Raw genomic sequence first — 21,391 nt, 5'->3', positions numbered from 1 at the left:
CCTCTCTTGAAGTAAATGTAAACATTCTTGGTTCATCTGACTCAATCAATGAATCGGAATTATATTTATGCTTGAACTATGAAGTGGCTCCAAGGTCCACGCTACACTTACGCTATCTTCCCGAGCCAAATGAGAATGGAGCAGTATCTCTATGTGCCCAGGAATACTACATCAGAGACTTTATGTCTCATCTCACAGAGCCATAACAAGTTGCTGAAGTACACTCCGGTCGCGAAAATCGCGCCCTCCGTGGGACAGCCTACGCTTCGCTCCGGCTGCCCCTTAGCAAAGCGTTATGAGCCATGAGTATGGAGCTAAGAAAAGCTAACGTGAGCAGAATTGCGATTTGGCTACTAAGTACAGCAGTGGTCTCCCTAGTTTACCTAATGGTTTTAGATGCAATTTTTGTTTTGTTTCTTAATGAGCAACAAACTTGGCTCAATACACTTCCATGGGGCGTATTTGTTCTGCCCATTGTTTGGGGTGTCATTACCTATAAAGGGCTTGTGAAATACAAGTATTTAGGAGTGGCCACGGGTTTATCCCTTGGGTATGTTGTGGCCCATCTAGAATTACTCTGGGTAGCAACTTCCTTTCATACTATGCTCGGGGGTTCTATTTAGAATGAACCAATACCAAGTAATTCATAACAAGTCGCTGAAATACATTCCAGGCGCAAAAATCGCGCCCTCCACCGGACAGCCTACACTGCGTACCGGCTGCCGTTTAGCAAGACGTTATGTTGCGTAGGTTCAACTTATGAGTTCTGAGGGAATTCGCATAGTTGATGTGGCCTTGTTAGGTGTAACACTAGCCGCTGCCGTATCCTTATTTTTTGTTCAAGATCTATTTTTACTATGGTTGGCACTGGAATGGTTGGCGTTGGTATGTCTTCTATCTTTTTTCGCCCCAAATTTATCGCTAGTAACAAGCTATGTAAGCTCATTTGTCCCTAGGATATTCTGGCCGGAAAGTAGACACTGGTTGTGGGGCTTAGCCATTGCATTCAACTTTATGGCGGTAGTGGAAACGGTACAGCGGAATTCAACATAACAATCACAGGCAGTGAAGCTCCGGGCCTTCAGCCCTCCGCGGGACGTCTTACCTTAAGCACGTTTTGCACGGTCGCTTCGCACCCATTTTCGCGCAAAACGCGCATAAGGTAAGCCGCCCCTGCTGTGGGCGTTAGCCATCCAATGAATTACGGACATACGAATGAATAAAAAATATCAGGTTTTTGTTAGTTCGACCTACGAAGACTTAAGGGTAGAAAGGCAAGAAGTTATGCATGCGCTCTTAGAATTGGATTGCATACCTTCAGGAATGGAGTTGTTTCCAGCTGCTGATGAAGATCAGTGGAGCCTAATTCAGGGCGTAATTGACGAGTGTGACTATTATATTTTGATTCTAGGTGGCAGGTATGGAAGCGTAAGCCCTAAAGGTGTCGGATATACCGAAATGGAGTATCAGTATGCTTTAGAAACTGGCAAGCCGATAATTGCGTTTCTCCACAAAGATCCAGACTCCATTGAAAAGAAGAGAACTGAACAAACTGAAGAGGGACAAAAGAAATTCAAGGAATTTAGAGCGCTAGCCCAGAACAAAATGTGTAAGTTTTGGGAAACTCCGCAGGAGCTAGGTTCCGTGGTAAGCAGAAGCCTAATTATGCTCCAAAGAAAAAACCCAGGAATCGGCTGGGTAAGAGGAGACATGGTTCCCGAGCAAGAAGCATCGCTTGAGATACTTGAGCTAAAGAAAGAAATTGACCGGTTAAACTCTCAACTTAATGATGTTCGGACTAAAGCGCCTCCGGGAACTGAGAAACTCTCTCAAGGTGAAGAGGAGTTCGTAATAAACTACAAGTGCTCCTCTCACAAAGACTATGAATCATACTCATGGAGTCCTTCTATTACATCGACGTGGGACGAAGTTTTCTACCACGTTTCGCCAATCATGATACATGAAGCGAGCGATAGGCAGTTGCGAGAAGCTCTGAATAAATTTGTTGGCAAGTACGGTATAGCAGAGCTCAAAGAAGGTGACGGAAAAGGCCACTCTTTCGGAAATCTGAGCATTGACGAGGAAGACTTTCAGACAATAAAAGTTCAGCTTCGTGCTCTTGGGCTAATGGTCAAAAACGAAAAGAATCGTTCAGTTAAAGATACAGGTACTTATTGGACTTTAACACCATACGGCGACGGTGTTATGAACCGCCTCAGAGCAATCGAGAAAAATGGCTAACAAGCGCATGTTGTCGGACTGGTTTTCCGCTGCGCTCCAAACCAGCCGCAAATGCGGGCGTTATGTTTCAGGAGTGACTGAAAATCATCGCTAAATTTTTAAAAGTTGCGGGCGTAATTTTTGTTCTCGCAGTTATTGGTATCGCAATTGTTATCGGTTATGCATTCAACCCATGGAGTAATGATGATTATGCGAATCGGCAGCAAGTAGAAAAATATTGTAGTGGGTTCGTCACTTACTATACCCAGGAAATGTGGGATGGCACGATTCAGGTAGTAATCTATTCAAGAAAAGTAGGACCTGAAGCTATCGAAGCACCTAATGGAAAGTTACCAGCCTCTGTCGGTAAAGTAGTGGTATCTGAGTTCCGGCAGCCAAATCAAGAATATGGTAAAGGTCTAGTGTTTGGTGCAAAGAAATTACAGTTCTGCGGTGCTGGCGGGTGTAGAAACATAACAAGTTGCTCAAGCCTCTTTTCGGCCAAAAAGCAGCCTCCACTGGACGCGCTAAAGCGCGCCGCTTAGCAAGGCGTTAGGGCTCTAGGAATCTGAACCATGAAATTAGTGTCAATTATTTTTCTTTTCTTATTCTCAGTTGGTGCAATCGCAGGAATGGATGAGCTTGAGCAGCAAGCTAAATCTGGAGATGCTAATGCCCAATACCTCATGGGTTACAGCTTCGAGATGGGGCAAAATAATCCCGTAAACCTCAGTAAAGCTATCAAGTGGTACAAAGAAGCTTCTGTAAATAACAACCCAAGAGCCCAGCATCGTCTTGGGCTCATGTACGCAACAGGTAATGGGGTACCAACGGATTTTGCTAAAACAGCAGAGCTATTTGAAGCGGCAGCCAAGCAAAAAGATCCTGCGGCTCAAATGGATTACACAATGTTACTCTTTGGTATGGCTCCACCTGAGTATAAAAACGCTATTGAGGCTTATGCATGGTTTGCTGTTATAGAGGCAAACGATTCCAAAGCTTATCAAAGCATAAAAGAGCTTAAGCCAAAACTTGAGGCGGAGCTTTCAAAAAAGCAATTGCAACAGGCTATTGAGCTAGGAACTGACTATGTCGCCAAGTACAGCCCTAACAAGTAAAGGCACAGGACGCAACAAAGCTGCGCCCGTGCTAAGGGAATATCGTGTCATTTGACGATTGGTATAGAAATAAAGATTGGAACGAATCTATCGAAGAGCACTTCTACTCGAAGTTAAAACGAGCAAGAACGCAACGAGATCAGTACTTGGTAATCCAAGCTCTTACTTTGGCTGACAAGCATCCAGAGATATCTATTCGTTTGGTTGATGAATACTTCGAATCCAGAAAAGACAAATTTGAAGATGTTCGAGCACTATTAGCAAAAGCCAATGCATTTATCGCACTAAATGATCTCGAAGGATGTATAGCCACCTTTAAAGAGATACTTGAAAGAGAAAGGGAGTTTCCAAACCATCAAACAGGGGTGTACCTTGATTATCCATATTTGGTGGCAACTCAAAAAATAGAAAATGAGTACGCTTACGCACTAAGTGTATTACATGAGCATGTTGATAGACTTACGTTTCCACTTGATCATTATAAGTGGCATGCGTCTAAAGCTCTAATCAATAACGATGGTTCAGAAGCACAAAAGGCACTTGAAGCGGCCAAAGTTAAGAGATCTGGATTTCGTTTTCATCAAGATGTCGGTTTGGTGGGTAAAGAACATGAAAAAACAATCAAACATCTGTGCAAATTCAGCACGTAACAAGTGGCTGCTAGGGACTGCATTACGCTGCGCTCCATGCAGCCCCAGAGTCAGACGTTATGTGATTTGAGAGAACGCAATGAAAGCCTTATCATTTTTAATAGTCCCTTTGGTGCTTTCTTCAATTAATAGCCTTGCTTCGGAAGCAAACCCAATTACGCAGATCGACAAATTTTTAAAAAGGCATGTGGACGAAATAAGAAAATCCGAAAATCTGGTCGGTCTTGGTGCGGTAGTCATTCAGGACAGCAAGATCATTGGACTTTCGGTTAGCGGCGAGCGTAAAAAAGGCGATGGTGTTCTCGTCTCACAGCAGGACCTATGGCATATTGGTTCCATTACTAAATCTTTTACGGCTACGATGATTGCTCGCCTGATTGAAAAAGGTGATTTGAAGTGGGATACATCTATCAAAGATGTTTTTCCTGATGAAAAGGACATCCATACAGAATGGAATGATGTGACTCTAGGCAACCTGCTTGCACATACATCGGGAGCAACACCCAATTTCTCGCTTTTGGTTAGCTTAAAAAATCCAAACGCTGGTAGTGAAAGAACGGCTGCAAGAGAATCAGCAGTGCGATATATACTCTCTCAGCGGCCTGAAGTAACGCCAGGTGGCACCTTTGTATATTCAAATGTCGGATATACAATTGCAGGTGTAATAGCTGAAAAGAAGGCAGGAGTTTCATGGGAAAATTTAATTAGAAAAGAGGTTTTTTCACCTCTAGGGATTGAGAGTGGCGGCTTTGGTGCCCCTAAAGACATAGAGGGGAAATTGAGTCAGCCATGGGGGCATAAAAAATTATTTGGTTTTACTAAGAGTGGAAAAGATGATAACACGCCAATAATTGGACCTGCTGGTACAATACATTTATCGCTTAATGATTTGGCGTTGTATGCTGATGAACATCTTCAAGGCATACAAGGGCGTAGTTCATTCCTCAAAAGAGAATCGTTTCAGCGTCTACATCATCCAAACCTTAATAGCTATGCTTATGGCTGGGTAATTGGTCCACCGGAAGAGTTAGGTGTTGGTAATGTTCATTGGCACAACGGCTCAAATACTATGTGGTATGCATTGCTTGTAATTTTACCAGATATCAATGCCGCGATAGCCATAACTTCTAATGACGGAAACTTTAAAGTTTCCGAGTATTCTGCTTGGGAAATAGTCAAGCGTTTAGCAAAACCGTTAGAGATTGCACATAAAGAATCTATGAGCTTGGACGCTATAAAGAGCACCGGTTATTGAGGCTTTATGTGAGCACAAGGAAAGAGCTATGGGCGTAAATCTGAAAGAGATTGATGGAGTAAAAATTCAGCCAAAACACTTAGCCTCATGTCACTGCGGCTTTGTAAAAATTGAACTGGATCTACCTGATGGTCTTATTGATCTTCGGCGTTGTGATTGCTCTTTGTGCCGCAGGAGAGGTGCAATCGCCGCATCAGTATCGCTAGATGGCATTAATGTCTTAGAAGGGCAGGAACATTTAAAGCTCTATCAATTCAATACTAATACAGCGAAACACTATTTCTGCGGTAATTGCGGTATTTACACACATCACCAAAGACGCTCTAATCCTACTCAATACGGTTTCAATGTGGCGTGCCTGGAGGGTGTAAATCCTCTCAAAATCGGTGTTGTCCCAACATACGATGGGGTAAACCATCCGGCGGACCGAGGGTAACTCACATAACAATCAGCGGCAGAGCGGCAGAGCGGCAGAGCGGCAGAGCGGCAGCCAACGCTGGGCGTTAAGTTTACAGAAATACTATGGATTTAAGCTGGAACCCATTTCCTGAATATCGAAACTTCTCTTTTAATGCGATCCATGACGACTCGGAGGGTTTTCGAATACTTTTAGAGGCTAACTGTGACAGGTTCTCTAATAAGCAAGCATTACGTATAAGGTTTCCGCTGGCTGGACCTATGTACTACCACCGATCAGATGAAAGCTTTTTATTATCGCCTGAAAGTACGATAGGTAATCCAGGCGTTACATTTCAGCGAACAAGAACATCAGATTTAATTGAGCGATTTCACATGTTTAGCTGCAATATTTATCGAGAAGATTCTATTGTTCATTATTGTATTTATACTGATAATGAGTGTGTTGAGGTTCTATCAGTAGTTGAACCCATCTGTGAAAATTTGTGGCACCAGAAAACTTAACAATTAGGCGGTGTCTGCTGGTAATTCAATTTTGATAATTGGCTCATTTTCTTGTTTGATGTTTCCCATTAGCCTTCCTGTATACATCTTCCTCTTACTATTGAGCTAGGATGATTCATTTTCCTGTAGAGAGCGTTTAAGTGGAAAGATAAGCCCTGGGAGGATGGCCTTTTCCTCCTCGGTGAGAGCCTTCTACGAGAGATACGGATATCAGTACATCGCCAAGGGCAACTACCTGACAAGAGATATATTGTGATGACTGATAAAGATAAAGTGAAACGCCTGGCTGAGGCCAGACAAAAGAAAGGCTGGACGCAAAAGGAGATCGAAGAATTTGCCAAGCGTCGCAGCCATGAACTAAAGAAAATTTCCGAGGATACTGAGGAGCCTGATCACCTCGCCTCTGGCACCCAAAAAACCATCGAAGAGATATGCAAGGATGACGACAAAGAAGACTAAGAAACTGTCCGATTTAGAAAAGCAACAGGTGCCTCAGAAGGGAGAGATATCCCCAGAAGAAGCTCGCACTAAGGCCACTATTTTTGCGGCTCAGATTAAGGCTCGGATGAAAAGTAAAGGAGCTAAGTTGAAATGAGGGGGTACCCCCTTGTTGAGCAATCAAGATTGCAGTAGAGGTATGTATTTTGGTCAACATGTGCAGAACAGGTCATTATCAACGTTAATCCGGGGGACCTTTCTATCCTGTCCAGTATTGCTTACTACTCTGGTGGCAAGTGTGACATCAATATTTATAACTAATCATCCATTGCATATTGCTTTCATTATTGCTTTCGGGCTGGCAATTCTTGCAGCTACTGGAATCATCAACCCGCTTCGCGTGGATTTTTACTCTCCTTTCTTAATTTAGCCCTGCTCAAAATCTGCCTGCCTCAGTGGTTTGACCATAGTGAGGACAGGCTTGGCTCAAGCATTTTGTCTTTTACTGATTGATTCGCTGTAAGACGCTATCGGTTCTGAAATGTTTGGTCACAAGATTACTAGTTGTACCTAGCCAAAATTGCTTCACTTTAAAAGTATGCTGTAACACCTTTGGACTGTGAGACATTGGGGGTAACAGAAAGGTGTGTCAATGCAAAGCCAGTAGCCATACGGCTTACAGCGATTCTGTAACACCTGTACACCTGTAACACCTTTATTTGATAGAGGTAGGAGTTGGCTGCTCCCCCCTCACCCCTTTGGCTAGACTGGGACTGCGGAGTAGGGGGTATCATCAACTTGTGAGATGTTGGGGGGATGCCCTCAACAGAATATAGAGAAAGCATTTCTGAATTACTTTAGGGACTCCACTCGTAACGGATTGGGGAATCTATTTGACTGTGGTTGCTTCTCGTACAGGATCGGCAGATTGTGCCGACCCCTGATGGTAGGAGTGTGAGTTTAATTCACTCCCATTTGTGTTAGCTCAGACTGTGAATATCTACCTGACGTAACGAAGTAGCTCCAGTTTATGACTGAGCCTTTGGTGGGCTACGGCATCTAATATTTCTCCTACTAGGGCAGAGTGTAGATTAACTGCCCACTAATCGGTTTGGTGGCTATGGCTGAACTCTAAGCCAAGCTTAGGGTTCAACGGGTCCTCCTGAGGGTCCAACACACGGGTAATTCGGACCCTGCTCAGTTAACAGATATCTGATTTTTCCTAGGGGGGTTATACCTTCCTTAGGGTCAGTCAGGGGTAAACCCCTAGTTCGGGATTTGGTGTTCTGACCAGCTGAACCCACGGGGGGTAGGTTGGATATCCGGCAGCCTTGTATCCGGCACTGCCGTCCTAGCTTAGATTTCACAATGGCTTAATTCAGGTAGGGGGAGTGATAATTAGGTAGTTGTTCTGGGCGTTTCAAACTGACAAAGCGTCGGTTTTTATTTGGCAGTGAAAACCGGTGATTTGCCGGTTTTGGTTTAACTCTCAAAACCGCCAGTCCTGCGGTTTTGGAGGTGATGAAACATAGGCGACCTGAATGCTGAGGTGACGTCGCGATTCGCGGCTCCATCTTATGCGCTCAAGAAGCCGTTCATGCTCAAGCCGATCCCCTGTCGAATGCTAGCCAAACCGCCAGATTCGCGGTTTGAGGTACATGAAAACAGGCTAAGGCTAGGGTCAAATTCAGGTGGTACGGCAAGATGTGTATAGAGGCTCTTTTCAGTGGTACGTACTGCTGTTAAACCACTCTAGTTGGGGGTAGGAATTCAAAGTGGTGCTACATATGGTGCTACTTTTCTGTTGAAGCTCCATGTGTATCCCGTAATTACTAGCCTATAGAGTGATTTTCAAGTCCCGCCCTGGCACCACATCAAGATCCGAAGAAGTTCGGAATCATCCAGAAAGCCCCGTAAATCGGGGCTTTTTGCTATCTGGAGGTTACACAGCCCTCCGCTCTCGTTTGTTGTCATCTGGTACTACATTTGGTGCTACCTAGTTCAATTTAGAAACTGGTAGCACCACCATGGCTCTGGCAGATACTCAAATCAAGCAGGCCAAACCAAGCGACAAGGATCAGTGGCTTACGGATGGACAGGGACTGCGCCTGTTGATCAAACCTACTGGCTCCAAGTATTGGCGGCTTAAATGTCGATTCCAAGGAAAGCAAAAGACGTTGGCCTTGGGCGTTTGCCCCTCTGTATGTCTCAAACAGGCGAGGCAAAAAGTAGCTGGAGCAAAACAGCTGTTAGCAGAGGATCGTGACCCTTCAGCACAGAAACGAGTTGAGAAGTACCAAGCCAGAGTCAGTATTGACCGGAGTTTTGCTGCTGTTGCTGAAGAGTGGTGGAACCACCAGAAAGGAACCTGGACAGAGGGCCATGCCAACCGTGTATGGACTAGGCTACGAGATTATACCTTCCCTCGAATTGGCCAAAGGCCTATAGCTGATCTTCAGCCCCAAGATGTAATAGCCATTGTCCGCGATATTGAGGATTTGAAGGAAATACTTGGGCACCGGGAGAAAACTTAAAAGATTTCCTTGCCCTTCTCAGGAGTTAGATTTCCTCCTCTCTTCAAAGTGAGGGTTTAATTGCTAATGAGGAGAAAGCAAGCACTTTAGCCCCAAATTCATTTTGCGAGCTTGTTAATCTAGTCAAAAAGGATAATGCAGCGAATGAAATAGACTCGCTTCTTAGGGTGCTTCAAATACTTGCTATTGGGGCGTGTTTTGAAGCGGCCTTTGAGGATCGTGACTACGAGGAAGCGATACTCTAAGCAATGGAGCTCAGGGCGACCCTTACTCATAGAGCTCCTGCTCACTCAATCGGTCTATCAGCGCGGACGATTCATCTCGTCGGACATCAAGAGGGCGGTAGCCTTTTTTAGTATCTCTTTCTCCCTTTCCAGGCGATTGATACGGGCTTCAAGCTCCTGAATTTTCTGCTGCTCAGTGGTAAGCGCTTTACTTGCAGGCGTCTCTCCACTCTGCCTCTAGTTGCTTCACCCAATGGCGGATAGTCGTTGTGCCAACATCCAGCGATCGGGCTGCTTCAGCAATTGAATAGCCCTGCTCTACTACCAAGCGGGCAGCGTCTAATTTAAATTCAGGAGAAAAGGATCGACGCTGTTTATTCATTTAACACCTCTATTTTCGAAGACAACTTTATCATCTAAATTGGTGCCCGGATTTGGTAGACCACTACAGCCATCAAAGGCTATGTCTCCTAATGGTACATTAGAATTACCTTTTTCGTTCATAGGAAAGTCCTCCCTTCCAGGGATACCCTTTCAAAGCTTTTAATTTTCTTTCTTTAGGTTGTTGGTAGTGATCGTTACTTAAAGACCCTTATAAGCCCTTTAAAGTGCCCCATATAACCTTAAAAAAACCAGCACACCGGCAAAATATTACCTTAGGACAACAAAACTTCAAGCCCAGTAGCCATGCGATTTTCAGAGTATGTGGAGTGGGGCTGGAAGGATTGGAACTGGCGCATAAGAGAACGTTACTGGGCTCAGAATTTTTGAATAGACAAAAGGAGTACATGAACCGAAGTATTTTATAAAGTATGAAGTTTTTGTACCGCTTGCTAAATTCCGAAAAATTCTTGCTAAACACAAGATACCCCAAAGCATGAGCCGGAAATGGGATTGTTGGAATAATGCCTATGTTGAGAGCTTTTTCCGCTCTCTGAAGATAGAAGCCATCTGCCATGATTCACTACTGAATAGAGAAAATGCCCGTCAAGCAGTGTTTGAATAAATTGAAGGCTACTACAATAAAAACGGTGAAAACACCTTGGGTTATATCAGCCTGGTACAGTACGAGTCACAAAAAAATACACTGGAGTGTGTCCGCTTATAGTGTACTAGATCAAGCTTTGTTCTAAGGAGTATCTATGAAGACAATATTACTACTAATATCCATCGTTATATCTCTCCCCTTGTTTGCGATAGAGTATAACTGGAGTAAGTGGGAAGAGCAGTGTGGAAGGGAGCGTACTCAACTTGAGCTTAATCAATGTGCATATCAGCAATTCCTATCTAGTAATAATCAGTTAAATGTAGTCTATGAAAAAACTATAAATTCTCTAACCCTACAGAAACAAAAAAAGCTACGTACTGAACAGCGTTTATGGCTTAATAAACGTGATTCTAGTTGTCTTACACAAACAAATGAAGAAGCAGCTGGAGGATCAATCTGGCCAATGCTTTATCAATTATGTAGAGCAGGCGAAACTGATCGTCGAATAAAGCAATTGCGCAAATTGATTTCACACTAGCTTTACGAATAGTTCGTGGACCCTTGCACAAAAGGAATTGTGAGGCTTCACATAAATTGGACTGGCCACTACAGCCAATCCAAAGCGAGTTGTCAGATATATCCCGCGGAGCAGCAGTAAGAAAGCACTTTATCATGCATCATTGAGTAGCTAGGCTTACTTAAATTTCTCAAGGGCCGCCTCGGTAGTGGTCAATTATTTCCGGACAGTAGGTTAACTTCTCTTCTGCTTTCACGGGCGGTATTTCGTCATTGTGTTGGTGGGGACGCTCCCAATTGTAGTAAGTCATCAGGTAATGTCTGATGTCTCGCCTTACTCCTGTGATGGATGTGTAATCAAGAGACGGTATCCATACATTTGGTTGGGTTTATCTATATTAAACTGGCGGTCAAATTTATTTGGTATACTTAAGTGCTCTACGATTGCTCTCTTATACTTATGATGATCAGGTTACTTATACACCAAACCCGCTTCACTCATGAGTCTTCGGACTTTAAAGCGCCCTATTGGTACTCCCTGCGCATAAAGTAAACCTATGATTGTACGGCTTCCTGCAGAGCTACGGCAGCGCTCGAAGAGTTCAATGACCTTGAAGCGAAGGTGCATTCTGGGTACATCAGCGGAGCTCTTCTTTTTCCTATATTCGTGGTAGCATGATCGAGGTGTTTCAAAAGCTTTACAGACCAGTTCCACGGACTCCTGCTCACTCAATCGGTCTATAAACGCGTATGATTTATCTCGTCGGACATCAAGAGAGCGGTAGTCTTTTTTAGTATTCCTTTCTCCCTTTCCAGACGATTGATACGGGCTTCAAGCTCCTTAATTTTATTGCTCAATGGTAAGCGCTTTACTTGTAGGTATCTCTCCACCACGCTCTGTCTCTAGTTGCTCGTGGGATAGCCGTTGTGTCAACATCCAGTGACCGGGCTGATTTAGGGGTTGAATAGCCTTGATCTACTGCTAGGTGGGCAGTATCTAGTTTAAATTCTGGGCAAAAGGATCGATGTTGTCTACTTATTAAACACCTCTATCTACGGTGGCAACTTTACTTCCTAAATTGGTGTTCGGGTTTAGTAGAGCACTACAAACTAAGCAAGACAGGGAGTAGTTGATACAAAATATAGGCTTAAGTGATCAGTAATAGCTGGCCATCATTGATATACCCGACTAGCATTACCTTGCCCTACTTGATGCAATGAGGCCCGGCTACTAGAGTTGCTTTGCACTATTTTTTGTCGGTTCCCATTTCCAATCTGGACACTTTCAATAACGCTAAAATTACTTTTCTGAATAATTGAAAGGCTATTTCTATCGCCAAGCTGCTTGGCAATTATGTTTAGGTCACTTCCCATTTGATGAAAGGTTGACTGATTTTCATTGCCAATCTGGCGAGTAAGGATGGTGAGGTTCTCTCCAGCTTGATCAATGCCTGTAACATTTTTATTGCCTTGTTGTTCATTAGAAGTGTTAATGTTTTGACCGCTCTGGTTAATGGTGAGTTGGTTAGCTAAGCCAAACTGATTGGAGTTAATGCTGCTTAACTCAGTACCTTGCTGATTGACAATTACTTGATTGTTGGAATTGGTTAGTTGTATGTCTTTGCTTTTTTCAATGGATTTCTGGCTTGGGTTATCAGATGTGTGGTCTCCACTCTGGCGTAAGACAATAGTGTTGTTGCTACCATTTTGTGTAATTGAAGTCTGGTTGTTATCCCCTTTCTGAAATATACTGGAAGTGTTGTCAAAACTGCTAGCCTGGCTGATTAAGACCGCATTAGAGTTCCCAATCTGTCGAATTTGTAAGCTATTCCTAGCAGATAAGCTTTGTAAGATTCCTGCATGATTTTTGGCTCCCTGCTGAAATATATCGACATTGCTTTTATTTGTTGTAACTAAATTAATAAATGTAGAATTTTTTTGGTTCAGTTGAGTAATGGAGATAGTATTGAAAAAGCTAGATTTGCTTTCCTCTACAGCGGTATGCTGAATATTGCCTTCTTGATGTACTTTTATAGTACTGGATATGCTCCCTTCTTGTTTGGCAATGAAATAATTTGAACCTCCTATCTGAGTATTGATGACTCTATTTTTGTCTCCAGAAATTTGGTTTGTGTTTGAATAGTTTTGGTTGCCCTGTTGATTAATGAATATGTTGCTGTTGATGCTGTTAGTCTGGGTGACAGATAAAATATTTTTACTGCCAAGTTGGCGATTAATAATGGATGAGGTTATGGTTCCTGGCTGAGAAATATTTGCCTGATTTAAGTCGCCTATTTGAATGGATTGTATGCTGCTTCCAAGTGTTTCGTCATTTTGATGGGTGTTCACAATATTCTTATTGCCATTTTGAATGCTCGCCCTGAAATTATTGTTATTTTTTTCTGTTTGATCGCTACTGGAGTTGAAATCTGTTTGTAAGTGATCTTGAGGTTCATGATTCCCTGCGGCAAAGGCTGCAATGCTAATAAATGTAATTATCCCTGTGAATAAGTTGCAATATGGCTTCATGTGTGACTCCTTTACTGCATGAGTCTGAAATAAATGGCAGGTCTATATTGAGATCTAATTATTTTTTGGATTCTTTAGGTGGAAAATAAGGTTGAAATGATCTCCTTCGTGAATTTAGAGGGGGCCCCGCTTGTACGAGAGTGTTCCATCTAGAGTTGCGATTGGTCTGCCTTCTAAGTAAATCTTCTCATAAAAGTATCTATAGGTGTCAGATTATCCGCCATGGGAAATAAGTGTTGAAACTATGAGAAAAAAGTATGGGTTTGGCGTATGTTGCTTTTTTTGTGATTCTGCATATGCCTAGAGTGAAGGTCTGAAAAAAATTTGGCAATTTATTCTACGGATTATTTTATAGTTTTAGGCGCTTTATTGATTATTTGAGTTAACTGTATAGGAATATTTTCTTAGATTTATTGAGTGTCTATTTCTATATGTACACTGGCGGATTTATTATATTGAGACGCTATTGATAGACCATGCTTTTGAGTGTGTCGCCCCAGCTTTTTTCGGTTAAATGATAAAGCCAGCGGTTTTAATATGCATTGGAGTCTAGATATGGATATTGTTGTGCTGAGGAAAAATAAGAGTTCGGCCTGTATCTCAAATGACAGTAATGCTGTTGGTATATAAATATAGATAAACGTAAGGCCACCTAACCCCAACTCTTGTAACCAATTATTGCTGATGCCACCGCAGTCTATGCTGCTTTGGGGCTTATTAGAGGTGTGTAGTTAGCGAGAGGTTTAAGCCGCCAGAATATTACCAGATTTTAACGTTAAGATTATGAGGAGGGATTCTTCTTGTCTCGTTTATCACGTCGAGATTTCTGTCTTGGTACCTTGGCGGCATCTCTATTGGCTAGTTCTAATATGAAGGCGCAAACCAATGGTACCAGGGATTCCTCTACAAGGCCTGTGCTGCCAATTCCTCCGGAGTTGAGGGCGGACTCAGCCGGAGAAATCAATCTAGTAGCCAAGCCAGCGGAGAAAGTATTTCTCAAGGGAGTAACAACGCCGACCTATGGCTTTAATGGCCCCTTTTTAGGCCCGGCTTTGCGCTTGCGCAAGGGTGAAACGGTAACGGCTAACGTACATAATCAATTGACCCAGAATGTAACTGCACACTGGCATGGCCTGATTGTGCCGGGTCATGCTGATGGTGGTCCCTATATGCCCATCAAGCCGGGTCATACATGGACTGCAAAGTTACCGATTATCCAGCCGGCGGCGACACTTTGGTTTCATCCGCATCTCTATCCCACCACTGCCGAGTTGGTACTTAAGGGGCTGGCAGGGCTGATTATCATTGATGATGAAAATAGTGATGCCTTGCCTCTGCCGAAGCGTTGGGGGGTGGATGATATCCCTGTGATTATCCAAGATAGGCGCTTTAACAAAGACGGCAGCTTCTTTCATCGCTTTAATGAGATTACGGTTGCAGCGGGCTATTGCGGGGATATCTTGCTTACCAATGGTGTGGTCAACCCGGTGGTTAATCCCCCAAGAGGATGGGTGCGCTTCAGGATTCTGGACGGATCAAACGCTCGTAACTACCGACTCTCCACTAGTGATCAGCGGCCCATCTTTGTGATTGCCACAGACGGTGGATTTTTACCGGAACCCGTAGAGGTTAAAGAATTACCCATAGCTGCCGGGGAGCGTTACGAGGTAATGGTGGATGCCCGCAATGGCCAGCCCTTTGATTTTATAACTCTACCAGTGCCCCAACAGGTGATGCGGTTGCCCCCATTCGATGGGCCTGTAGTGTTTCTCAGTGTGGTGCCTACTAATGAGGAGGGGCGGGGTTTTTTGCCTGAGCGGCTGGTATCAATGCCTGAAATACCGGCTAAGCTGCCGCCGATCAGCCAGAAATTGGTAATGCAGATGAACCGCTGGCAGATCGCAGACAAACTTATTGATGCGACCGGACTGGAAAAAATGGTAGCCTCGGGAAAAACAGATCCTGCTGTGGTAGCCAGGGTGCTCAAACTCATCACTGAGGCGCCGGCGTTGCCTTTGAAAGCACAATTGACCGCTAATGCGGTTAATGGTGTTTCATTTTCCTTCACTGAACCTGGGTTCAAGGCCCCCATTAATACAGACTTGCACTGGCGAATTTCTGAGGGCAAAGACACTATGCTGCACCCGGTCCATATTCACGGTTGCCAGTTTCGCCTGGTTAAATTTAACGATGCTACGCCACCGGCCTATATGTGTGGCTGGAAGGATACGGTGCCTATATCCAATGCCGGTAGTGCAGAAATCTATGTACGTTTTCCTTTGGAGGCGATGCCGGATATGCCCTACATGGTGCATTGCCATGTTCTGGAGCACGAGGACTCTGGCATGATGACAGAGTTTAGTGTGGCTTAGTAAAGAGGGCCGCGCGGTATTATTGCTCTCTTTAAAACTCAACCACAAACCTACTGAGTCTTCTTTTAACAAATGGTAGATGATTGGCTGCGGCTAATAAGGCAGAAAATTCGAGCCTGGTGAGAAATGATTGTGAAGTGACAATTTTTCTTCCTCGCTCTGTGATATCTATTACCTTCTTATCTTCCCGACGGCGTAGCGGCGAGTAATTATCCAGCTGGCCTTCTGCAATACATTTGGCTAGCTCGGCTGCATCGGCGATACCCAAATTCATACCTCGTCCGCCAACTGGAGAGTGACAATGTGCAGCATCACCGGCTAGATGTATTCTGCCCTTGGAGTAGCTCTGTGCCTGACGGATAGATATCTTGAAGACCCCTTCCCGCCTCACCTTGTGAATTCTTAGCGGCAGCGGAAAAACTTCCAAAACCTTCTCGCAGTTACCAACAAAGCGATAGCGATTTTTACCGATGGGGACTGACACTGCCACTATTCCCGGCCTGGTCTGCGTGAGGGTGAACATTTGTGGATGAGGCCAATCATCCAGTTCCACATCGGCGATTGACCAGTCTTCGTTTAAATCAAATCCGGGATAGGGGATATTGGCACCTTGTCGAACTGCGCTGCGAACACCATCTGCGCCGATAATTAGATCGAAGCTACTCTCCTCTCCACTGGATAATTGAGCTATAACGGATTGCGCTTCCTCATGAAGCTCATTGAGTGCGAGTTTATACTCGACTTCCACACCCATGGAGGCCAGAGACTCCGCTAAGATTGTTTCGGTGCGGTCTTGGGGTAACCCCAATATGGTAGGAAAATAAGAGGTACTTGAATGCAGCGGCAAGGTCAAAGCAAGGTGGTTATCTTGATAGATACAAGCTTTTTGAATGGGCACCCCCTCTTCAATCAGCCTTTTAGATACACCGGAGTGTGATAGTAGCTCTAAACTTTTAGAGGTAATACCAACGGCCCTACTCAGAGTAGAGGCACTATCACGTTTATCTATAATCCTGGCAAATATATTCCGGCGTGCTAATTCCACGGCAAGAGTAAGACCAGTTGGTCCCGCACCGACAATCAGTACCTTCATAATAGCAAGCTGTTGTTTTCCTTATAACAACGATAGTACAGCTCTCAAGGGAAGTATCTGGTTGGTAAATTACAAAATCGGTGGCTGTGAATCGATACCTTCATGACTTTTTTAAATGTACCGGTCATTAATCGCTTTATTTGTAGATTGCTTTTCTTGTTTTCAGAACTGGCGGCATCCTCAATAAGATCTTGGGCTGCCAGTATTGATTTCTTTGGAAGGTGCATTTATAGGTATCACAATATGTAGTGATTCATTTAGCTCTCTAATAAACCTTTAACCGTTTACAAGCTTCTCAACAGGTTAGTGGGGTGGCATCTTTAAGAGAGCAACAGATTATTGGCTGTGACTTAGCTTGTTCTGAGTCGTTTCGGTAGAGTCATCACTAGGCTCTTGCTGTAATTTCATTGCTCTTTTCACAAGGTTTTGGAAGTTTGAACACTCCAGCTGATTGTCCTCTGGGCAATTTGCCACATGCCTCAAACCATCGCGCATAGCTTCCAGGCGGCGGATATTCTTATCCACTGCATCGGCCTTTTCGAGCAATTGCTCCCGATCAATATTGGGTTTTCCGTTGTATGTAAACAAACTAGCGATCTCATCGAGAGAGAAGCCCGCATAGCGTGCCAGAGCTATTAGAGAGAGCTGCTCCAGCACACTGATATGGAAGACTCTGGCAATACCTCGTCTACTGATAGATTGGATCAGACCCTTCTCCTCATAATATCTAAGGGTAGAGGAGGGAAGCCCACTGCGTTTCGCGACTTCGCGAATATCTATATCCTGTTGACCACTCATCTGTATTGACCTCAAGCAGACTTGAAGTTGTATCCTAGTTTTCACTGACCCCGCTGGCAACCCTTCATTACTTAGTGGGTAGAGCCTGGAAGAGAAATAGAAGTTGTGATACATCCGATGCCTTATTGGCTCGTGTCTTTATCTTTATATCGATTAGATTCCAAATAAGTTTCTTAATGCTGCTTTATTTTAATGATTGCTAATCTCAGAGTCATCAGAGGTTGCTCTAATTACGGGGGGTCATTGATGCTAGGCTTGGCATTATGACTTAATGCCTTGAGTGCGATAAGCACCAATATCTTGCTCTTTGATCTATTAGTTTTTTTCTCTATGTTTTTTTCTATTTTTTCATATGGTGGGGAAACAGTTGCTAGGTAATCCTGGTTGTCCTTTAAGGGTAATTCGGATGAGGCTCAAGCTGGGCTGCAGGTTGAAGGGATAAGTTCGATAGCCGATTCAATTGTAAAGCTGGAGTTGAGGCTGAATGGGAATTGATAGTTTTACCAGAGATTTTCTATTGAGGCTCTAGCCCACTCATAGGGAAAAGGAGGGCTGTTAAGCTGGATTGTTGGAAGTACGAGAGAAATTGCTCTGGAGAATGACATTGGCTCGTTTAGTTTTTTTACATTTGCCGACAGCCTAAAATATATAAATATGGAAGAAATATGCAAAAGATTATCTATGGAATGATATTTATGTGCTTTTTGTGTATTGATTTGTCTGTTTTATTAAAAATTAAATTTCTATTTAAGATAGGCTGAGTTGAATCTAGGCAGAGGTGTTTTCGATATGCTTTGGGATAGCTTTCCTATTTGCTTCCGCTTCCTAGTACTTTATGTGTGTTTTGAGGTGGCTGTTTTGTAAAGAATTGTTTTTTATGGTGGGAACCATTCTGAGAAGGTTCTATCGAATTTGCAGTGTATGTATGGGGTTTTGGCTATATAGCGCAGAAAAATTTTAAGTATTTGTTGAAGGTATCATATGGCTCAGTTTATCTGTGCCGAAATAAGAGTCTAATTGGATGGGAATATTATTCCTCTAAATGCCTGGGGCTAAAGTCAGATGGTTTATAAATTCTGACCACATAATTAGAAATTGAAAACCCACTATAGAGTTTAACGATAAAATCTTAGCCCGCACTTCTTGTAATAACACTAGCGTGCTGCACTACCTCCTTGCATACATCCATTTTTGAATAGAACCCTAAAAATGAATAGTGGAGACTCCATGAGCCACCTTTTTATTCGTACAGCGATTGCTTCGGCATTGATCATTGGTGCCCAGGCTGTGGCAGCCGATCAGCCCGCAGAAGACTATGTGGAAGGCCAGCATTACCGGGGAGGTAGCCAAGTTTGCTATGGCGGCGATCTTTTTAAAGCGCAGTGGTGGGCTACTGCAGAACAGCGTCCAGCTGAGGCCCTGACTGCGCAGAACACCTGGGATTCCCCCTGGATCGTGCAAGAAACAGGAGTCTGCGACGCCTCTGATGATAGTAGTGACAGTGATCATTCCGATAATCACAATGACAACGACAATTCTGATTCCGGAAATTCTGCTGGTTCAGATAATTCCGGTAGTGATAGCTCCAGTGACGTAGCCGCTTACCAATCCGGGCAAAGCTATCGCAAGGGTAGTGAAGTTTGCTATTCCGGCGATATTTTTGTTGCTCAATGGTGGGCAAATGGCAGTGACTTACCCTCTGATGCACTGACAGCGGAAAATACTTGGGATTCACCTTGGGTTCGCAAAGAGGCCGATGGATGTAGCGTTAACGATGAAAACAATGGAAGCGAAAACGGCGGAGACTCTGACGGTAATAACGGCGGTAATAGTGGAGGAGATACCGGTAACAATGGCGATACCGGCAATACACCGATCTCTCTCAACCTGTCTACTTCACAAACACAAGTGACTGGTGGAGGTACGGTGCAGCTCAGCGCTAGTGCTTCCGGCGGTGATGGCGCGCTCAGTTATAGTTGGGCACAGCTCTCACCGAGCGCTCCTGAAGCGGATATTGCCTCAGCGACAAGCGCCTCGACTTCTGTGACTCTACCGGCCACAACCTATGATGTGAACTTTGTTTTTAGTCTGATTGTCAGCGATGGTGAAACCAGTGAGGAGGCGCAGGTTACAGTGCAAAACCTCGCCATTGACGCTGGTAACGGTGATGACGCCAATGATAATGGCAACTCAGGTGGTGCAGTGAATGCGGTGATCTCCGCCTCTGCCAATAGTGTGGGCTGTACCGGCAGCATTACTCTGGATGGTTCTGACTCTACCGGTGGTAGCGGTATGCGCTATATCTGGAGCCAGACAGGTGGCCCTTCCATCAAGCTCTCAAACTACGTGGGCAGCTCCACTCAGGCGGTATTGTCTGAGGTTTACAGCAATGTGACCTACACCTTCCAGCTGACGGCTACCGATTCCTCTGCGGCCAGTGACGTTGCAGAGGTAAGCATCAATCAAACGGGTTGTGCCTCCGCAAGTGGTCATGTCATGGGCTTGAGTGAACTGAAGGCGGAGGAGAGTGCCCGTACCACTGATTCGCTTCTGCAAGAAGTGAAAAATACTGTTGAGACCCGAGGTAACGCGATTGTGGAAGCGGTTCAACCCGGTCGCAGTGCCAACCCGACAAATGTTCAGCGTGTTGAGAGTATTATTTCTGAGGATACCTGGGACTATTTGTTCCCCCTGCGGGCTGATGCATACACTTACACCAATTTCCTGCGCGCAGTGGCCAAGTTTCCGGCTTTTTGCGGTGACTACACCGATGGTCGCAATTCCGATGCTATTTGCCGTAAAGCGCTGGCAGTTATGTTTGCCCATTTTGGCCAGGAAGCCGGTGCCCATGCGGCGGCCTGGGATGATCCGGAATGGCGTCAGGGTCTCTACTGGATTCGTGAGATTGGTTGGACTGAGGAAACTTCCGGTGGTTATGGCGCCTGCGAATCCAGTAGCAGCTGGGCGGCGGATGTATGGCCCTGTGCCATCAATGCTGATGGCGGTTACAAGAGTTATTTTGGCCGCGGTGCCAAGCAGTTGAGCTGGAACTATAACTACGGGCCTTTCTCTCAGGCTATGTACGGTGATATTTATACACTGCTGGAAAATCCGGAGCTGGTTGCGGATACCTGGTTGAACTTGGCGAGCGCTATTTTCTTCTTCGTGTATCCACAGCCGCCCAAGCCGAGCATGTTGCATGTGGTTGATGGGACCTGGGAGCCCAATAGTGTTGACCGGGCCAATAACCTGAGTTCCGGTTTTGGTGTCACTACCAATATTGTGAACGGCGCTATCGAGTGTAGTAAGGGTCCAGAGGACGCTCGCTCTCAGAATCGCATGGACTACTACAAAAGTTTCACCGACTATTTGGGCGTGAACATTCCTGCGGATGAAGAGTTGGGATGTGCCAATATGGGTCAGTTTGAGACCGGTGGTGCTGCCTCCCTGAGTATCTATTGGGATAAGGATTGGGGTTGGTCTGCCGACAATCCCAATAATGAGAGTTTTGCTTGTCAGTTGGTGAACTATCAAACCGCCTACTCCGCACTGAATCAAGGCGATTACGCTAAATGTGTAGAGGGTAATTTTGATATGACTATCGATTACCAAAACTAACTAATAGTGGCGACTTAAAATATGGGGCCGTAAATATGCGGCTCTTTACTGATCAGTGGGCCCGGTAGCAAGCATTGCTACCGGGCTTTGTACAGATAATTTTTATACAGTCTGAAG

15 protein-coding genes and 2 pseudogenes are annotated in these 21,391 nt (G+C 44.5%); 11 read left to right on the top strand and 6 right to left on the bottom strand.

Going from position 1 to position 21,391, the window contains the following annotated elements:
- The first annotated feature begins 302 nt into the window (after positions 1–302).
- The 8 genes from ACJJJA_RS19190 to ACJJJA_RS19155 all read left to right on the top strand — a co-directional run bounded on the left by ACJJJA_RS19190 (position 303) and on the right by ACJJJA_RS19155 (position 9,136).
- The gene (locus ACJJJA_RS19190; protein WP_444925248.1) at positions 303–623 is read left to right on the top strand and encodes a hypothetical protein; all 321 of its coding nucleotides are present in this window, start codon (positions 303–305) and stop codon (positions 621–623) included.
- A 592-nt stretch (positions 624–1,215) separates the two neighbouring features.
- Positions 1,216–2,241 carry a DUF4062 domain-containing protein gene (locus ACJJJA_RS19185; RefSeq protein WP_444903075.1) on the top strand — a complete coding sequence of 342 codons (1,026 nt, stop codon included), beginning with the start codon at positions 1,216–1,218 and terminating at the stop codon, positions 2,239–2,241.
- Positions 2,242–2,795: 554 nt separating this feature from the next.
- Positions 2,796–3,338 carry a tetratricopeptide repeat protein gene (locus ACJJJA_RS19180; protein WP_444903074.1) on the top strand — a complete coding sequence of 181 codons (543 nt, stop codon included), beginning with the start codon at positions 2,796–2,798 and terminating at the stop codon, positions 3,336–3,338.
- 44 nt (positions 3,339–3,382) lie between these two features.
- Complete coding sequence (locus ACJJJA_RS19175) at positions 3,383–3,988, top strand: tetratricopeptide repeat protein (protein ID WP_444903073.1); 606 nt, start codon at positions 3,383–3,385, stop codon at positions 3,986–3,988.
- 79 nt (positions 3,989–4,067) lie between these two features.
- Complete coding sequence (locus ACJJJA_RS19170; protein ID WP_143730613.1) at positions 4,068–5,243, top strand: serine hydrolase domain-containing protein; 1,176 nt, start codon at positions 4,068–4,070, stop codon at positions 5,241–5,243.
- 28 nt (positions 5,244–5,271) lie between these two features.
- Positions 5,272–5,679 (top strand): GFA family protein, encoded by a 408-nt coding sequence (locus ACJJJA_RS19165; protein WP_444903072.1) that lies wholly within the window; start codon positions 5,272–5,274, stop codon positions 5,677–5,679.
- Between the two features lie 740 nt (positions 5,680–6,419).
- On the top strand, positions 6,420–6,623 hold the full coding sequence (locus ACJJJA_RS19160) for a hypothetical protein (protein WP_444903071.1): 204 nt from the start codon (positions 6,420–6,422) through the stop codon (positions 6,621–6,623).
- 2,006 nt (positions 6,624–8,629) lie between these two features.
- The gene (locus ACJJJA_RS19155) at positions 8,630–9,136 is read left to right on the top strand and encodes a tyrosine-type recombinase/integrase (protein WP_444903070.1); all 507 of its coding nucleotides are present in this window, start codon (positions 8,630–8,632) and stop codon (positions 9,134–9,136) included.
- Positions 9,137–9,418: 282 nt separating this feature from the next.
- On the opposite strand, the pseudogene ACJJJA_RS19150 reads toward ACJJJA_RS19155, so the two are convergent.
- Both ACJJJA_RS19150 and ACJJJA_RS19145 read right to left on the bottom strand, forming a co-directional pair.
- A pseudogene (locus ACJJJA_RS19150) lies at positions 9,419–9,742 on the bottom strand (transposase); the annotation flags it as partial.
- Positions 9,739–9,864, bottom strand: coding sequence for a hypothetical protein (locus ACJJJA_RS19145; protein WP_444887104.1), 126 nt, complete (start codon positions 9,862–9,864; stop codon positions 9,739–9,741). The pseudogene ACJJJA_RS19150 and the gene ACJJJA_RS19145, both read right to left, overlap by 4 nt.
- Before the next feature lie 638 nt (positions 9,865–10,502).
- Between ACJJJA_RS19145 and ACJJJA_RS19140 the strand changes: the two genes are divergently transcribed.
- Entirely contained in the window at positions 10,503–10,886 is a 384-nt protein-coding gene (locus ACJJJA_RS19140) for a lysozyme inhibitor LprI family protein (RefSeq protein WP_444887103.1), read from the top strand.
- A 169-nt stretch (positions 10,887–11,055) separates the two neighbouring features.
- Here ACJJJA_RS19140 and ACJJJA_RS19135 read toward each other — a convergent pair.
- Both ACJJJA_RS19135 and ACJJJA_RS19130 read right to left on the bottom strand, forming a co-directional pair.
- Positions 11,056–11,904, bottom strand: a pseudogene (locus ACJJJA_RS19135) (transposase).
- Positions 11,905–12,037: 133 nt separating this feature from the next.
- Positions 12,038–13,393: a hypothetical protein gene (locus ACJJJA_RS19130; protein ID WP_444903069.1), complete on the bottom strand. Its 1,356-nt coding sequence runs from the start codon at positions 13,391–13,393 to the stop codon at positions 12,038–12,040.
- Positions 13,394–14,193: 800 nt separating this feature from the next.
- On the opposite strand from ACJJJA_RS19130, the gene cueO reads away from it, so the two are divergent.
- On the top strand, positions 14,194–15,765 hold the full coding sequence (cueO, locus tag ACJJJA_RS19125) for a multicopper oxidase CueO (RefSeq protein WP_444903068.1): 1,572 nt from the start codon (positions 14,194–14,196) through the stop codon (positions 15,763–15,765).
- A gap of 31 nt (positions 15,766–15,796) precedes the next feature.
- Here cueO and ACJJJA_RS19120 read toward each other — a convergent pair whose 3' ends face one another.
- Positions 15,797–16,858: an FAD-dependent oxidoreductase gene (locus ACJJJA_RS19120; RefSeq protein ID WP_444903067.1), complete on the bottom strand. Its 1,062-nt coding sequence runs from the start codon at positions 16,856–16,858 to the stop codon at positions 15,797–15,799.
- 336 nt (positions 16,859–17,194) lie between these two features.
- Positions 17,195–17,656, bottom strand: coding sequence for a helix-turn-helix domain-containing protein (locus ACJJJA_RS19115; protein WP_444889508.1), 462 nt, complete (start codon positions 17,654–17,656; stop codon positions 17,195–17,197).
- Between the two features lie 1,227 nt (positions 17,657–18,883).
- Here ACJJJA_RS19115 and ACJJJA_RS19110 point away from each other — a divergent pair.
- Complete coding sequence (locus tag ACJJJA_RS19110) at positions 18,884–21,274, top strand: chitinase (protein WP_444903066.1); 2,391 nt, start codon at positions 18,884–18,886, stop codon at positions 21,272–21,274.
- The last annotated feature ends 117 nt before the right edge of the window (positions 21,275–21,391 follow it).

The sequence above is a fragment of the Microbulbifer mixtoriginis (SeqCode) genome, assembly GCF_052466865.1.
Note: the sequence above shows the minus strand (reverse complement) of the source record. Positions and strands in the feature narration are given on the sequence as shown.

Excerpts from the sequence above, each read along its gene's own strand:
- ACJJJA_RS19170 (WP_143730613.1), top strand. The coding sequence starts at position 4,068 with ATGAAAGCCTTATCATTTTTAATAGTCCCTTTGGTGCTTTCTTCAATT.
- ACJJJA_RS19110 (WP_444903066.1), top strand. The coding sequence starts at position 18,884 with ATGAGCCACCTTTTTATTCGTACAGCGATTGCTTCGGCATTGATCATT.
- ACJJJA_RS19120 (WP_444903067.1), bottom strand. The coding sequence starts at position 16,858 with ATGAAGGTACTGATTGTCGGTGCGGGACCAACTGGTCTTACTCTTGCC.
- ACJJJA_RS19185 (WP_444903075.1), top strand. The coding sequence starts at position 1,216 with ATGAATAAAAAATATCAGGTTTTTGTTAGTTCGACCTACGAAGACTTA.
- ACJJJA_RS19180 (WP_444903074.1), top strand. The coding sequence starts at position 2,796 with ATGAAATTAGTGTCAATTATTTTTCTTTTCTTATTCTCAGTTGGTGCA.
- ACJJJA_RS19140 (WP_444887103.1), top strand. The coding sequence starts at position 10,503 with ATGAAGACAATATTACTACTAATATCCATCGTTATATCTCTCCCCTTG.
- ACJJJA_RS19155 (WP_444903070.1), top strand. The coding sequence starts at position 8,630 with ATGGCTCTGGCAGATACTCAAATCAAGCAGGCCAAACCAAGCGACAAG.
- ACJJJA_RS19115 (WP_444889508.1), bottom strand. The coding sequence starts at position 17,656 with ATGAGTGGTCAACAGGATATAGATATTCGCGAAGTCGCGAAACGCAGT.
- ACJJJA_RS19145 (WP_444887104.1), bottom strand. The coding sequence starts at position 9,864 with ATGAACGAAAAAGGTAATTCTAATGTACCATTAGGAGACATAGCCTTT.
- ACJJJA_RS19160 (WP_444903071.1), top strand. The coding sequence starts at position 6,420 with ATGACTGATAAAGATAAAGTGAAACGCCTGGCTGAGGCCAGACAAAAG.
- ACJJJA_RS19165 (WP_444903072.1), top strand. The coding sequence starts at position 5,272 with ATGGGCGTAAATCTGAAAGAGATTGATGGAGTAAAAATTCAGCCAAAA.
- ACJJJA_RS19190 (WP_444925248.1), top strand. The coding sequence starts at position 303 with ATGAGTATGGAGCTAAGAAAAGCTAACGTGAGCAGAATTGCGATTTGG.
- ACJJJA_RS19130 (WP_444903069.1), bottom strand. The coding sequence starts at position 13,393 with ATGAAGCCATATTGCAACTTATTCACAGGGATAATTACATTTATTAGC.